The sequence below is a fragment of the Rivularia sp. PCC 7116 genome (genome assembly GCF_000316665.1).
Taxonomy (GTDB): domain Bacteria; phylum Cyanobacteriota; class Cyanobacteriia; order Cyanobacteriales; family Nostocaceae; genus Rivularia.
The window spans coordinates 218644-233431 of the sequence record NC_019678.1; the positions used below are offsets into that span (position 1 = coordinate 218644).

The window sequence follows — 14788 nt, forward strand, 5'->3', positions numbered from 1 at the left end:
ATTTCTAAATTATTAAGCATAAATCGGTGAGTTACAAATAGCTTTCATCACCTGCAATAATAAAATCTAACCCGGTAATTCATTTAAACGAAGCAAAGGTATTAATTGACAATTGAGGGTATTGACTCGATTTAAATAAACAAATTCGCAGCCTTGTCCGTTAATAACTAAATTCCCAACTTTTGAAAGCGTAAGTTAATAATTGCGGTAAATCTTCAAATACATCGAAGGCGCTATTTTTCCCTAGTCACACACCCTACAAATTTTTCTCCCCCTCTACCCCCTCTCTTCTTTCTCCCCCTACCTTACTAAATGTATCAATGTGTATCAGTTAACTTTGCGTTTTCCTTACTACTTGCTATCATGCGCCTCAGATGTATAGGTCATAACTCCTATGCTTAAGAAAAATCTAAACATTCTCTGACAATTATCAGTTAACAATAGACAGTAACTATAACGAATTTGATTACAAATTATGGCTGAAGTAAATATAGAATCAATTCTGCAAGAGAAACGTTTATTCCCACCTGCTGAGGAATTCTCACAAAATGCTCACATAAAAAGCTTAGAAGACTATCAGCGTCTTTACGACAAAGCAAAAGCTAACCCCGAAGCTTTCTGGGCTGAACTTGCCGAAAAGGAATTAGACTGGTTTCAAAAGTGGGATACGGTTTTAGATTGGCAACCACCTTTTGCTAAGTGGTTTGTTAACGGTAAAATTAATATTTCTCACAACTGCCTTGACAGACATCTTACTACTGCTAATAAAAATAAAGCTGCGATTATTTGGGAAGGTGAACCGGGAGACTCCCGCACAATCACTTACGCACAGTTGCACCGCGAAGTTAGTCAATTCGCTAACGCTCTTAAACAATTAGGAGTAAAAAAAGGCGATACGGTGGGCATTTATATGCCGATGATTCCCGAAGCTGCTGTGGCAATGTTAGCTTGTGCCAGAATTGGCGCACCTCACAGTGTTGTGTTTGGCGGTTTCAGCGCGGAAGCTTTGCGCGATAGACTCAATGATGCGAAAGCGAAGGTGGTAATTACTGCTGACGGCGGTTTTCGTAAGGATGCAGTTGTTCCTCTCAAACCCCAAGTTGATAAGGCGCTACAAAATAATGCCGCTCCTTCTGTAGAAAATGTCTTGGTGGTACAGCGTACTAAGCAAGATGTTCACATGGAATCGGGAAGGGATTATTGGTGGCACGATTTGCAAAAGGAAGTTTCCGCAGATTGTCCCGCAGAGCCGATGGATGCTGAAGATGTGCTGTTTGTTTTATACACTTCTGGCAGCACTGGCAAACCGAAAGGTGTCGTCCACACCACTGGTGGCTACAACCTTTACAGCCACATGACCACCAAGTGGATATTTGATTTACAAGATACAGACGTATATTGGTGTACTGCCGACGTAGGTTGGATTACCGGACACAGCTATATCGTATATGGACCACTTTCCAATGGTGCAACCACGGTAATGTATGAAGGTGCGCCGCGTAAATCGAATCCCGGCTGTTTTTGGGATGTTGTCGAAAAGTACGGCGTGACAGTTTTCTATACTGCACCTACGGCAATCCGCGCCTTTATCAAAATGGGTGACGAACACCCCAAAGCACGGGATTTATCATCTTTGCGGTTGTTGGGAACCGTGGGAGAACCAATTAACCCGGAAGCTTGGATGTGGTATCACCAGGTAATCGGCGGCGAAAAATGTCCGATTGTAGATACATGGTGGCAAACTGAAACCGGCGGCGTGATGATTACACCTTTACCAGGTGCTATTCCTACCAAACCCGGTTCTGCAACTCGTCCTTTCCCCGGTATTCTTGCAGATATCGTTGACTTGGACGGTAATACAGTAAAAAATAACGAAGGTGGATATCTTGTAGTTCGTCATCCTTGGCCCGGTATGATGAGAACAGTATACGGCGATCCAGACCGTTTCCGACGCACCTATTGGGAACATATTGCTCCTAAAGACGGTAAATATCTTTACTTTGCTGGCGATGGTGCAAGGAAAGATGAAGACGGTTACTTCTGGGTAATGGGACGTGTAGATGATGTCTTAAATATATCTGGTCATCGCCTCGGTACGATGGAAGTTGAATCTGCCCTTGTTTCCCATCCAGCAGTCGCTGAAGCAGCCGTAGTTGGAAAACCCGATGAAGTTAAAGGTGAGGAGATTGTTGCATTTGTGACTTTAGAAGGCGGGAATGAAGGCAGCGAAGAATTAAATAAACAACTGAAAAAACACGTAGTTGGAGAAATTGGTGCGATCGCCCGCCCTGGTGAAATTCGTTTTACCGATGCTTTACCAAAAACCCGTTCCGGTAAGATTATGCGGCGCTTATTGAGGAATCTTGCGGCAGGGCAAGAAGTATCTGGCGATACTTCGACTTTGGAAGATATCAGCGTACTGGATAAATTGCGCGGAGAAGCATAGGATTTTGGATTAATTAGTTGTGGGGTAGAGAGAAGTTGGGGGGAAGATATTCTTCTCCCAAACTTCAAAGCATCCCTGCCTGCCTTTATTTTGTTGACATTTTCAACGTACAAATATTTAAATGGTTTGTTAACGCAGTTGGGGGAAAGAATTTTCCGCAGAGTCACGCAGAGTTTTTTTGGTATCATATATAGTTCTAGCGAAATTAGAAACAATATTAGTTGTAAGGGGAGATAAAAAAAGAATGGCAAATGAACTAGAACAATCGGTAAAAGATATTTTCGTGGCCTTAATGACAGAAGCTCATTCTGATGATGGAGCTATTTTTAACGTCCGATTTTTAGATGATTTGCCACATGTTGACTGCATTGTCGAATTAATCGGACAAAAAGATTTTCTTCCTTTTTGCTACGTACAGTTGAAAAGTACAAAAACAGGATATACAAAAAAAGATAAACGTTTGAAAGTAAAATTTCCTCAAGAATCTATAACTGGTTTGTCATCATATCCCGCACCCACTTACATTGTAGGAATTGATGAGAAAGACGAAACTGGTTACATTGTTTCTGCAAATGGTGACGATTTGAGTTCTTTTGCAAGCATTCCTACAGATTTTCCCATCAATAAACCTAATCGCGGAAATCTTTGGAATGAAGTAAATGATTTTTGGTATAGAGCAAGAAAAATTAAATTTAATTCCAAGTTTGTTGAAACTGAGGAAGAGTAATTCTTAGTTGGGAAGTAGGAATTAGGAATTAGGAGTTAGCAGTCAAAATTATTATAGGATAGGGGTTTAAAAGTCTGAAATATATGTTGTAGTTCTCCGTGCTGTAGCAGTAACATTGAACTACTAGCTATACGTTCACAATTTTATTTTGCTAACTGATAACTGACTTGAAACCTCAACGCACGTAAGAAGCACCATTAATATCAATTGTCGTACCAGTTGCATGTGGTGCTAAACCAGATGCTAAAAAAGCAATGACATTCGCAACATCTTGAGGAGGTGCTATTTTCCCTAAAGGAATATCTTTAGTTACGAAATCTTCTCCGTAATCTTGAATAAATTTCTCCGCCATTTCGGTACGAACAAAACCGGGCGCTACACTATAGGCTAAAACACCATCTTTACCAAAACCCCTGGCAATACTCCGAGTTAAAGCAATAACACCACCTTTAGAAGCGGCATAATGCATATACTCCGGTGTATCACCACGAAATGCTGCGCGACTGGCAATATTAATAATTATTCCACCGTTACGAGCCTTAAAATGCCCAATAGCTTCTCTACATAAATCAGCAACAGCTATCAAATTTACCTGTAAAGTATTTTTCCAAGCTGATGTCCAAATATCAATTTCGGATTCGATTCCTGCTAATGGCATTATTCCAGCATTATTAATTAAAACATCAATATGTCCGTTTAAACGTAAAGCATCTTGCCACAATTTTACAGATGCATTTTCTATAGAAAAATCAGCTTGTAACAAATGAACGCGATTGCTTTCAATACTTTCTGCAACTGCTCGTGCTTTTTCTAAATTATTCGCATAATGCAAAATTACCTCAGCGCCAGCTTTTGCTAAAGTTTTTACAGTTACTGCACCGATACCGGATGAAGCTCCTGTAACTAAAACTACTTTTCCGCTTAAATCAATCATATAAAAGTTTGGTTAGGCTTAGTAAATTATTTTTAAGGAAGAGAATTTCAAATTAAATTCATAAAATAATTTTCACTACCTTAAGAGTATCCTACTGTACTCGACAAATATATAAATGCAGTTTAATCAATTAGCAAGGAAATATTAATTTATTTAGCTTTTATGATGACTGCTTTCAATAAAATTATTCTTCCCGTGATTATTTCATCTTTCACTTGCTTTATCGTAAATCAATCAGCTTTAGCTGCAAAATCTAGTAGCGAATATAGATTATTAGGACTTCAATATCGTCAACAAGGGAATTACAATAAAGCAATAGCCGCAATGACAAAGTCGGTAGAATTAGAACCTAAAAACATTCCCGGAAGAGTTAATTTAGGTTGGACTTTCCATTTAGCAGGTAAACAAGGAGAAGCAGCACAATCTTTATTGAAAGCTATTTATCAAAAACCTTCATTTGTACCAGCTTATAATGCTTTAGGAATTGTTTATCTAGTAGACGGAAATTTACCGGCAGCAGTATTAGTTCATACCTGGGCAGCATTTCTTAACCAGGAAAATGAGATTGCATTTTACAATTTGAGTTTAGCTTTACATCAACTAGAAATTTATCCTTTAGCTATTGCAACCGCTAACCGTGCTGCGATTTTAGAACCAAATAATCCCCATCCTATAGTTGCTGCTGCAATTTCTTATTGGGATAATGAGGATAAAACTATTGCCCAACAAGTTTATCGTCAAGCTATTAACTTAGATGCCAGATATACTCAAATTGCTTTTCTAAATCACTTGAAAAAAGCAGCTTTTACTCAACAGCAAATTAATAAAACTAGAGAAATATTGTCTAATTTAAAATCTTGAAAACTAAATAAATTTTGATTTTGTTAAACTAAGATAAATTTGCAACGGCTCTATTTAATAACTGTGAAAAAAGTTGGCGATCGCTATCTGAAAAACCCTGCATCGCGTCTTGTCGAATCTCTTCAATAATAGGTGGTAAAATAGTTTCAAGCTCTTTGCCATCATCTGTTAACCATATCCGCCAAACTCGTCTATCCTGCAAACTTCGCTCCCGACGTACCAAACCTCTTTCTTCCATCCTATCAATAACACCAGTCAAAGTACCGCCAACCTGCTTAAGTTTTTCTCCAATACTAGAAGTAGGTAAACCATCCTCTTCCCACAAACAGCACAACACAATCCAATGAAAAGGAGTTAACTTCAAATGTTCGAGATGTTCGCTAAACCTGCGCGATAATAATTGTGCTAGTAGCTTAATTTTATAGTCAATACTGTAAGGTGCCCGCTCTTGCTTAGCCGAATCTGATACAGGGGAACTATCTGATGTTTGAACCATTGATGTAAATTACTTAGCGCTCGTAAGATTAGATTAGCATCATATGTAGTTGAATATTAATTTGATTTTAAATAGTTATAAAAATTCTTGTGTCCAAACACCAGCCCAATCTCCCGAATCTGTTTGTCCCATCAAATAAACATCATAATTAAACAGCTTGTATTCTTTGATATTAATCAAATTATTTCGCAATATTTGAGAAAGATTTTGAGTAGGTTCTAGAAAATTTTCAATTTCATACATTAGCCGTTGCTCAAAACCATCAAAATCATTTGAACGAATATTTTACCCGATACCCGCTTATGGCTGCGGCTATACTAACAAAGCCCACGAAGGTGGGCTTCGTAATATTAGCCCCAGACTTCTAGTCTGAGGGATAAATTTTGTTCCATTCCTAATGGTTTACTTACTCACCCCAACCCGCTTCAAAATTTCCATAGGTTGACATTCTTTCAACATTTGCATTTGCTCTTGATTCCTTACCAATAAACCACCGGCAAACCCCAAAGAATTAACAGAAATTGATTCAAAATTTTCTTCCGAACGCGGTACAATAAACATCCATTCTCTAGTTGCTAAAAAGTTATAAGCGATAGAATTATTATTTTCTGTATCTTGATTAAATAAATCAACAGCTTTCAGTATTTTATAGTAAAGCTCTAAAGTAGTTTGGGCGGCATCATTAATAGAATTAATTAAATTAGCATCAAACCAACAAAAACCGTGAACAAAAGGTAAATCTGGAATTCTTCCTACATCGCCTTCAAATACAGCAGATGCAAACAAAGGTGCAATTGGAATAGATTCAGTTTGATTGGGTGCAAGTGGAGTCGGAACAACTTGTAAATGCTTGTGTCGTTGAGAAGCACCAGCAATTTTTCCACCGTTATAAAATGCTAAACCGTCAATTTCAGCTAAACAAGCCCACATTGCTTGAAAATCTTGCCAATTAAGCAAACTTTCCTGCTCTTCAAATTCGCGAGTTACAATTAACAGGTGATTTTCGACAACATTAAATTTATTCAACAAACATAAATGCGTTTGAGAAATATCGCTCACAAATAAATCTTGTTCGTAAGGAAGAAAAGGATTGAAATCCTTGCCTTTTTTAGCTGCTTTATCCTGCTTCTTTTTCGCTTCGTCTTTACGAGTTAAATTAGATAAAATTCTAACTAAAAAATTTACTCCATTTTGTTCTACAAATTCGTAATCGGTAGCTATCGACTGCAAAGCACCACATTCAAGCCCGTGTTGAGTTTGTTCTTGAATTCTTGTCCATAGGGTACCGGGTTTCAATAATAATTCTTGGTTCGCTGATTGAGTGTCTGACATATTTTTATTAATTGAATAATCAAACAAATATCGGGAGCATCCCAAATGTTTAAACACATATCTTGTCATTGCGAGGGTAATGACAGTCTAAATCTTAGTAAATTTTCCTGCCTTGGGATGCTCTCTAAATATCTTCAATATATAATCCTACATTAAATTTAATTCGTTTGAATGAATTAAGCTTAATTAAGTTATTAGTATACTTTACTTTTCAATAAGTATGACTTTTTGACAAATATTCGATAAGTTTGTAGCAATAAAATTAAAAATATATTTTTCCGATTATCTTCAATATTTTACGGAATATCTAGAGTCAGATTGTTTTATTATTTATTAATTCAAATTAAACTATCAAAAAATGAAAAATAAACTATTATTTTCTGGAGCAATAATAATTGCATTATTTAACTTAACAGGTTGCGGACAAGATAATGCGAATACGGAAACACTAGCACCAGTAGAAACTACAAGCCAGAATAATCAAGAAACTCAAATTTCCCAACCACTTTCCACAACTGCGGAAACTCCGGAAGTTCCTGTATCTACATCAAAACCAGCAAAAACAGCTTCAAATCAAACAAATAATTCTGCTACCTACGACGATAATCGTGGTAACAGAACAATAAGAATCAAGTTTGATATAGGTACTAGTTCTAAAACTGTTAAAGATTCCGTTGTTAGAGGAACTCGCGATATTTATCTACTGGGTGCAAATACAGGGCAGCAAATGAATTTGAATATAGCATCTTTAGAAGACAACGCTGTATTTGACGTGATTTCTCCCAATGGTCAAATATTGCAGCAAGAAACAAAAAACTGGAGCGGAAAACTTCCTCAAAATGGAGATTATCAAATAGTAGTAGGTGGAACTCGTGGTAATGCTACTTATGAGCTAGCTACGGAAATTAAATAATATAGCGAATTTAATTTTAGTAGAATACATTATTACCTCACCCCTCTCCAAGTCAGCGGAGAAGGGAAGAATTATACTAAAAAACTAAAATATTATATCTATTAAAAAACCCGGTTTTCTCAACAAACCGGATTTATAAAAGCAGCAATTATTAGAATTCATATTCTTCATTACAATTGCTTTTTTAAAGATTGTAAAGAAGCCCAACGGCTATCAATTGGTTTATCTTCTGGTTTAGCATCTCGATTTTGTTCGATTCCCGGACAGTCTTTGTCGCATAACTGACGTTGGGGAATTTCCAAACACATTTGCTCGTATAACCACATGCTGGGATGAAAGTATCCATATGGCGATAAAGTTTCTACCAACTCATCTAAAGCAACTTCTCTTTCTGCAAGAAATTCTTCTTCAACCTCAGCAACTTCATCCAACCAAATTATTTCTGAAGTATTAACCAGAACGCGATGATTGTACTGTTGTAAACAACGGTTGCAGGTTAAAGTCATTATTGTTTCAGCTTTTGCGGTTACTTCTAAAAAATTACCGCGATGTTCGACTCGAAGATTGCCGCGAACTGGTGTTAAGGTTTGTAATTCGGGTAAGAATTCTTTTACTTCTATATCTTCTATCGGTTTTGACGCTTGAGCAAGCTGGGGAATATAAATTGCGTCCATACTATTCACCGTTTATCTAAAATAATGCTTGTGGAAAGAAGGTTTGGGAATATATTTTTAGATATTCCTTTTTATACCCCAAACCTCAGCTTTCACTTACCATGAGAAAGGACGTACAACCAGATGGCGATGTGGTTCTTTACCTTGGCTGAAGCTTTCTAAATCTTCAAAGCCCTTTAATAAAGTGTGGACTTGACGACGTTCGGCTGAACTAAGAGATTTTACCTCCACTTGTTGTCCGGTATTGCGGACTCTATCAACTACTTCTTCTATCATGTTGCGAATTTCGGCTAACCTGCGAACGCGATAGCCGTTTAATTCTACTGTATAGGATGCTTGCTCGTTCGATTCTTGATTTAAGTTAAGAATTGAATTTGCTAGATACTGCATTGCATCTAGTGCTTTACCATCGCGTCCAATCAAAACTTGGATTTGATTTTCGGTTAAATTGGATTCCTCAATTGTCAACCAATAGCTGTTAAGAGAAAGTGGATCTTTTTCTCCCAAGGTGTTTTCCTCTTTATCGCCTTTAATCTCCACAGAGAACCCAGATAATTGCAGCAGTTCTTTTAACCACTGCTCGCCACGTTGCATCCGAGTATCGCTCATCATCAGCTTGTTGCTTTCTTTTTAGTACTTTTTGGTTCAAACGGTAGCGCTTTTGCTTCTGCGCTTAAAGCTTCTTTTTCCTGTGCATCTACAATCTTTTGCACTTCTTCGGGTAAAGCTTCTTTGGAAAGGATGTAGGTTTGTAGGGTTTGGAAAATGTTACCAATTACCATATACATCAAAACCCCAGCAGGTAAGGGGAAGAATAAAAACATCCCGGAAAATAGAATAGGAGTAATTTTATTTACTGTATCCTGCTGTGAATTGCCTCCACCTGCATTGCCTTGCGTGTTAAGTAATTGGCTTACATAAAGGGAAACGCCGAATAATCCAATCATTGAGACAATATCCCAATGGATTGTACCATCGTCATCAAATGCACCAACTCTACCCAAAGCGTCAATAAACAAAAATCCGGTGTCTGCTGCCAATCCGGGAATATTCCCTTGGATGGTTACATCTCCCGGCTGTAGCGCTTCTATATTACCTTCGGCATCAACACTTATCCGTTCTGCCCCTTTAGTTATTTTCCATTGAGGAAGTAACTTGCTCTGATTATCTGGGTGTTGCTCCAATATCTCTTCAAACGGCTTACCATCAACCGTTTGATATTGCAGCTTGGTGTGTTCTCCTACAGCCAGCTTGTTTCCTCCAGGAAGAATTGCAGCGACTTTAATCCGTTCGCCTTCATCAACATAGATGCTGGAAGGTTTTGTGGCAAACGCAGCTGGTTGAATTCGTTCGATTTGTTCGCTAGGTAAAATTTGTAGGTTAACGTTGTAGTTCGCAGTCGCGAAAGGCGAACCCCGCAATGTTGCGAAAAGTGCTAGCAATACGGGCATTTGCAAAATCAAAGGAGCGCAACCAGCCAGTGGATTGCCGAATTCCTTTTGAACGCTCATCATTTCTTCTTGTTGCTTCTGCGGATCGTCTTTATATTTTTCTTTGACTTCCGCCATCCGCTTTTGCATCACCGGCTGTACAATCTTCATCTTCCGCATATTGCGTATTGAGCCAGCACTCAGAGGATAAAGTGAGAAGCGGATGATTAACGTTAAGGCAATAATCGCCAATCCATAGCTCGGCACAATGCTATAGAACAAGTCTATGATTGGCAGCATTACATTGTTCGAGAGGAACCCAATACCAAAGTCCATTATTTTGAATTCAACCTGAGCGACACTAAATTAACTGAATCTAATTTATCGAAATCCCCATTAAAAATGCGACTAGCTATCCTACGGATAGCCGCACATTTTTCAAATACCGATAGTGGAATCGGTGAATAGATAGAGATAGCACCAATTCAAAACTAAAAATTAAAAATTATTTTTAAATTTGTATTTTGTATTTTGAATTGATTCATCTTGACCAAAAATCTACGATTGAAGCAAGTACCATGCGATAACTTACTGTTTCGCAGCATCCGCAAATTTGGGATTTCTAGCAGCTACCTGTTGAGAAATATAATTGTAAGTTTCCCGGAACTTAGGAACCGCTCTTAATTCTAAACGACTACCATCTCTAAGGGTTAATACCATATCACCCCATAAGCCAATACCACGGGGAACCTTAGCTATCTTTACGATTTCCGAGTAAATTATGTCCGAACGATCGCGTCCCATCCAACCACCAGTTACAGATATACGTCTATCGGTGATACGGTAACGCAGCCACAGCGCCCTTACAAAAGCACCAACGGCTAAAGGTAAACCAACAATAGTAAGACCAATCAGTATACCTATAATCAAATCCCCAATATGAGGACCACCTTCATAGTAAACTTCTTCACGAATGCCCATTAATGACCTCGGCTTTTACCAACAACTGCTCTAATTCTTGCAGAAATTGTTTGCTTCCGCACTCTTGTTGCGCGGCTGTTGGTTTTACAACTACTACTAATCGCCATTCAGGGGCTAATTTAGGTAATAATTCATATAAAGCAGCTGCAATTTGCCGTTTCAATCGATTGCGAATTACAGCTTTTTTGCTAACTTTGGTGCTAATAGATATACCAATTCGCGGCGGAGTAACACTTGCTGGCTTGTTTTCTTGGTCGTTTTCGCCGGGAGTATCCGAAGAAGGCAACTTACCATGACGCGGTTTTAATGCTCTAAGAGTCATGTACGAACCATGACAGCGAAATCCTTCTCGGAAAACTGCCCTAAAATCGTGTCGGGATTTAAGTCGATTTGCAGACGGCAAAGCCAATGTCAAATCCTCGCTACACGCTACGCATATCCCTCTTAAACGCTTAAACGATGACGACCTTTCTTTCTTCTAGCTCTAATCACGTTTCTACCATCCGGAGTCCGCATTCTTGCACGAAACCCAGATGTTCTTTTTCTCTTACGGCAAGTGCCGCCTAATGTCCTTTTCATAAATTTTCCTTCCTGGCGACTTAATAAAAAATTACAATCCGTTATTATACCATCGAATTTTTAAAAGGTAAATATTTATCGAATAAGGGAAATAGGAGGGGGGAGAGGGGGAAGAGTGGGGAGAGGGGGTAGAAAAAATTAACTTTTAACTACTCGCTACTCCCAATGCCTCATGCCCAAATATTTTAGTTAATACCGATAATCCAAGTTCCTACATAGCGGGTTAGCGCTGTTTTATCACCAGGGGATTGAATTAAACAATTGAAATAGAAGGTTCCGGGAAAATCTGGGTTTTCTACGTTTGATAAAATCAATTCGGTACTCTTTCCTGCGGGGATGGGTTTTTCGGGAATAATTTCAATCACTTTCCCTTCTTTATCCCATTTAACTTCCGATACCTTTACTTTTTTACCTTTACCTCGCCCTACTTTGATTTCAATTTCGTCTGTATCGAATTCTCCGTCGTAATAATCTGGATAAGCAATAACGAACTTTTCAACCGCCATCTTTAATTTTTTACCAGGAATTCTTAAGCGGTATCTATCCCAATCGCGGGTTTGTCCGCCAAAGTCTAATCGGTATGATAGCTGATTTTCGCTTTTGACACCGCTAAACAAAGTTAATCCCGGCAAACCTTGTGCGGTGGTAATAGCTGGCACTCCTGCGAGCAAAAAGCCACTTACGGCTACAGCAGAAAGTAAACGTCGCATAGTAATCACTCCTCTGGCAAAAATTAATGTATGAAGGCAGTACGAAGTTAACGCTCGTAACTAAACTTTACTACTGAATCCTAAATACTGGACGTAACTTGCTTACAAAAAGTGTCTACATAAGTGGTTGCACGCATTTTGAGGGATTCTGATGTTGTCGTAATACTCAGTTTGTGCGCGATCGCACAAGCTTTAATCTGACGTTAAAAATCCCTAAAAGTTTCGCATCAAGGCAATAAAATCTACAATGCATTTTGCATCCCCTACAAGAAATAATTTGTTAATTGTGTAAGTTCTGCTAAATGCAAACAAACTTTTACTAATTAGTTAAATATAAAAATACTTTTTCCTTTATAGGTAGTTAACTAAAGTTTAAGACTAATCGCGATGTGATGAAAATTTGATAGTGTTTCTAAATATGTATAACTGTTTCGACAATGCAGTATTTCGTAAAAAAAATTGAAATATTAAACTCTACAATTATCAACAAAATTACGCTATCTTCAGAAAGACAAGTTTTGTTAGACGGGACTCATTTAACAACATGATTGCTACTTATTTGCTTGTTTTTGCAATTAAAATTGAAAGCGTACAATAATATATTTAAATTATTATTAAAATATTATTAAGCAATCGAAGTTTTTACCAATTATAGACACTAGCATAGGGAATTAAAATTTTTCATCGGCAAACAAGTAAAATTGTTATTGTTCAATCCCGAAAAAAAGTTAAAGATAGGACTGAAAAATTTGGGAATCGACTTAGGATGAACAATAACTAAGTCTGATTATCAACCTTCTAAGGTCAAAAAAAAGGCTTTATTCGGTTTTCGTCGCTAAATGTAATCCTAGTCCTAACTGCCAAACCTCTTAGTTGCCAACAATAAGCAATCGCAGTGGATAAGCTACCAGTCAGTTTATCGCTCTACTTAAAGATATTTTCACAGTTTCTACAAACAAAACTAACGATTAGGAGAATTCATGAGAATCGCAGTTGCGAAAGAAATAGAAGCTAGCGAGCGTCGTGTAGCATTAATTCCAGATGTTGTTTCAAAGTTGGTGAAACAAGGCTTTGAAATATGGATAGAATCGGGTGCTGGAGAAAAAGCATTGTTTAACGATTCTGATTATGAAACGGCAGGAGCAACAGTTATTTCTGATACTGCAAAATTATGGGGTGAAGCAGATATTCTGCTCAAAGTCAGTCCCCCACAACAACGGGAAGAGGGCGGCACGGAAGTTGATTTATTAAAGGAAGGCAGCGTATTCATCGGATTTCTTAATCCTTTAGCAAATCCATCAGTTGCCGAGCAGCTAGCGCAACGCAAAGTAACTGCTTTCAGCATGGAAATGATTCCTCGCACCACTAGGGCGCAAAGTATGGACGCTTTATCTTCCCAAGCTTCCATTGCCGGTTATAAATCGGTATTAATCGCCGCCGAGGCACTGCCAAAATATTTTCCCATGCTGACAACAGCAGCCGGTACCATTGCTCCTGCAAAAGTTTTTGTCATGGGTGCTGGTGTCGCTGGTTTACAGGCGATCGCCACTGCAAGACGTTTGGGAGCAATGGTAGAAGCTTTTGATATTCGCCCTGCTGTTAAAGAAGAAGTACAAAGTTTGGGGGCGAAATTCGTTGAAGTTAAGTTAGACGAAGAAACAGCTACAGCCGGGGGTTACGCTAAAGAGATTTCTGAAGAGAGTAAGAGGAAAACTCAAGAAGCTGTTAACGACCGGGTAAAAAATGCTGATGTAGTAATTACAACTGCTCAAGTTCCGGGTAGAAAAGCGCCTCGATTGGTTACAGAAGAAATGATTGCCGAAATGAAGCCCGGTGCGGTAATCGTCGATTTAGCCGCAGATCAAGGCGGTAATGCAGCTTATACAGAGCCTGGTGGCAATGTAGTTAAAAACGGCGTAACAATTATTGGGCCAGTCAACTTACCATCGTCAGTGCCAGTTCACGCCAGTCAGTTGTATTCTAAGAATCTTGTTTCCTTGATGAAACTACTGACAAAAGACAACGCTTTGAATTTAAATTTTGAAGACGATATTGTCAATGCTGCTTGCGTCACCCATAGTGGTGAAATTCGCAATCAACGAGTCAAAGATGCTTTACAAGCTTTGACGGTTAACAGTTAACAATGAACAATTATCAATTATCAATTATCAATGAAAAATAATTAGTCATTGATTTTAATGGTTGATTATATTCGGTTGGAATTAAGAATGAATATTTAATTACCAACTATTCATTTAATTAATCCGATATCTTAATTAACTAATAATTATTAATTGGTAATTGGTAACTGAAGTACTGATAACTGCTCACTGTTCGCTGTTCACTGATTATGGGAGTTTTTTTGAGATGACAGAAGCATTAATTGCTGCTTTGTTTGTATTTGTGTTGGCTTCTTTTACTGGTTTTGAAGTTATTAATAAAGTACCGCCAACTTTGCATACGCCTTTGATGTCTGGTTCTAATGCAATTTCTGGAATTGCCGTACTTGGGGCAATTGTTGCCGCTGGTGCAAAGGAATCAAGTTTATCGGTAACTCTTGGTTTGATTGCCGTAACTCTTGCAACTATTAACGTTGTCGGTGGTTTTTTAGTTACCGATAGAATGCTGCAAATGTTTAAAAAGAAAGCAAGTTAGTTATTAGTGGTTAGTGGTTAGTAGTTAGTGGTTAGTGGTTAGATTTAACT

Annotated in this window: 17 protein-coding genes; 6 read left to right on the forward strand and 11 right to left on the reverse strand. The window is 38.1% G+C overall.

Annotated features, from left to right (window positions below):
- Positions 1–475 precede the first annotated feature (475 nt).
- Together acs and RIV7116_RS00835 are read left to right on the forward strand one after the other, a co-directional pair.
- A complete protein-coding gene (gene acs / locus RIV7116_RS00830) occupies positions 476–2446 on the forward strand; it encodes an acetate--CoA ligase (protein ID WP_015116355.1) in 1971 nt (656 codons plus the stop codon).
- 244 nt (positions 2447–2690) lie between these two features.
- A complete protein-coding gene (locus tag RIV7116_RS00835; RefSeq protein WP_015116356.1) occupies positions 2691–3173 on the forward strand; it encodes a DUF4365 domain-containing protein in 483 nt (160 codons plus the stop codon).
- A gap of 175 nt (positions 3174–3348) precedes the next feature.
- Here the strand turns inward: RIV7116_RS00835 and RIV7116_RS00840 are convergent, their stop codons facing one another.
- Positions 3349–4107: an SDR family NAD(P)-dependent oxidoreductase gene (locus RIV7116_RS00840; protein WP_015116357.1), complete on the reverse strand. Its 759-nt coding sequence runs from the start codon at positions 4105–4107 to the stop codon at positions 3349–3351.
- Between the two features lie 162 nt (positions 4108–4269).
- Between RIV7116_RS00840 and RIV7116_RS00845 the strand changes: the two genes are divergently transcribed.
- Positions 4270–4968 (forward strand): tetratricopeptide repeat protein, encoded by a 699-nt coding sequence (locus RIV7116_RS00845; RefSeq protein WP_015116358.1) that lies wholly within the window; start codon positions 4270–4272, stop codon positions 4966–4968.
- A 28-nt stretch (positions 4969–4996) separates the two neighbouring features.
- Here RIV7116_RS00845 and RIV7116_RS00850 read toward each other — a convergent pair whose 3' ends face one another.
- From RIV7116_RS00850 to RIV7116_RS00855, 3 genes are all read right to left on the reverse strand, one after another.
- Complete coding sequence (locus RIV7116_RS00850) at positions 4997–5464, reverse strand: MarR family winged helix-turn-helix transcriptional regulator (protein WP_015116359.1); 468 nt, start codon at positions 5462–5464, stop codon at positions 4997–4999.
- A gap of 75 nt (positions 5465–5539) precedes the next feature.
- Entirely contained in the window at positions 5540–5707 is a 168-nt protein-coding gene (locus RIV7116_RS34620; RefSeq protein ID WP_015116360.1) for a Nuclease A inhibitor-like protein, read from the reverse strand.
- Between the two features lie 159 nt (positions 5708–5866).
- The gene (locus RIV7116_RS00855; protein WP_044290701.1) at positions 5867–6796 is read right to left on the reverse strand and encodes a DUF4922 domain-containing protein; all 930 of its coding nucleotides are present in this window, start codon (positions 6794–6796) and stop codon (positions 5867–5869) included.
- Positions 6797–7154: 358 nt separating this feature from the next.
- Here RIV7116_RS00855 and RIV7116_RS33550 point away from each other — a divergent pair, with 358 nt between their 5' ends.
- Positions 7155–7709 (forward strand): hypothetical protein, encoded by a 555-nt coding sequence (locus RIV7116_RS33550; protein WP_015116362.1) that lies wholly within the window; start codon positions 7155–7157, stop codon positions 7707–7709.
- Between the two features lie 170 nt (positions 7710–7879).
- On the opposite strand, the gene RIV7116_RS00865 is transcribed toward RIV7116_RS33550, so the two are convergent.
- The 7 genes from RIV7116_RS00865 to RIV7116_RS00890 all read right to left on the reverse strand — a co-directional run bounded on the left by RIV7116_RS00865 (position 7880) and on the right by RIV7116_RS00890 (position 12083).
- Positions 7880–8383, reverse strand: a complete 504-nt coding sequence (locus RIV7116_RS00865; protein ID WP_015116363.1) for a DUF177 domain-containing protein — start codon at positions 8381–8383, stop codon at positions 7880–7882.
- Positions 8384–8479: 96 nt separating this feature from the next.
- Entirely contained in the window at positions 8480–8995 is a 516-nt protein-coding gene (locus tag RIV7116_RS00870; protein ID WP_015116364.1) for a R3H domain-containing nucleic acid-binding protein, read from the reverse strand.
- On the reverse strand, positions 8995–10149 hold the full coding sequence (yidC, locus tag RIV7116_RS00875; protein WP_015116365.1) for a membrane protein insertase YidC: 1155 nt from the start codon (positions 10147–10149) through the stop codon (positions 8995–8997). The genes RIV7116_RS00870 and yidC overlap by 1 nt, the downstream gene beginning before the upstream one ends.
- A 252-nt stretch (positions 10150–10401) precedes the next feature.
- Positions 10402–10794: a PH domain-containing protein gene (locus RIV7116_RS00880; protein WP_015116366.1), complete on the reverse strand. Its 393-nt coding sequence runs from the start codon at positions 10792–10794 to the stop codon at positions 10402–10404.
- Complete coding sequence (gene rnpA / locus RIV7116_RS00885) at positions 10781–11203, reverse strand: ribonuclease P protein component (RefSeq protein WP_015116367.1); 423 nt, start codon at positions 11201–11203, stop codon at positions 10781–10783. The genes RIV7116_RS00880 and rnpA overlap by 14 nt, the downstream gene beginning before the upstream one ends.
- A gap of 35 nt (positions 11204–11238) precedes the next feature.
- Entirely contained in the window at positions 11239–11373 is a 135-nt protein-coding gene (gene rpmH, locus RIV7116_RS34625; RefSeq protein WP_015116368.1) for a 50S ribosomal protein L34, read from the reverse strand.
- A gap of 185 nt (positions 11374–11558) precedes the next feature.
- Complete coding sequence (locus tag RIV7116_RS00890; protein ID WP_015116369.1) at positions 11559–12083, reverse strand: DUF2808 domain-containing protein; 525 nt, start codon at positions 12081–12083, stop codon at positions 11559–11561.
- A 980-nt stretch (positions 12084–13063) separates the two neighbouring features.
- Between RIV7116_RS00890 and RIV7116_RS00895 the strand changes: the two genes are divergently transcribed.
- Both RIV7116_RS00895 and RIV7116_RS00900 read left to right on the forward strand, forming a co-directional pair.
- Positions 13064–14224, forward strand: a complete 1161-nt coding sequence (locus RIV7116_RS00895; protein ID WP_015116370.1) for a Re/Si-specific NAD(P)(+) transhydrogenase subunit alpha — start codon at positions 13064–13066, stop codon at positions 14222–14224.
- 226 nt (positions 14225–14450) lie between these two features.
- Positions 14451–14738, forward strand: coding sequence for an NAD(P) transhydrogenase subunit alpha (locus RIV7116_RS00900; protein WP_015116371.1), 288 nt, complete (start codon positions 14451–14453; stop codon positions 14736–14738).
- Positions 14739–14788 lie beyond the last annotated feature (50 nt).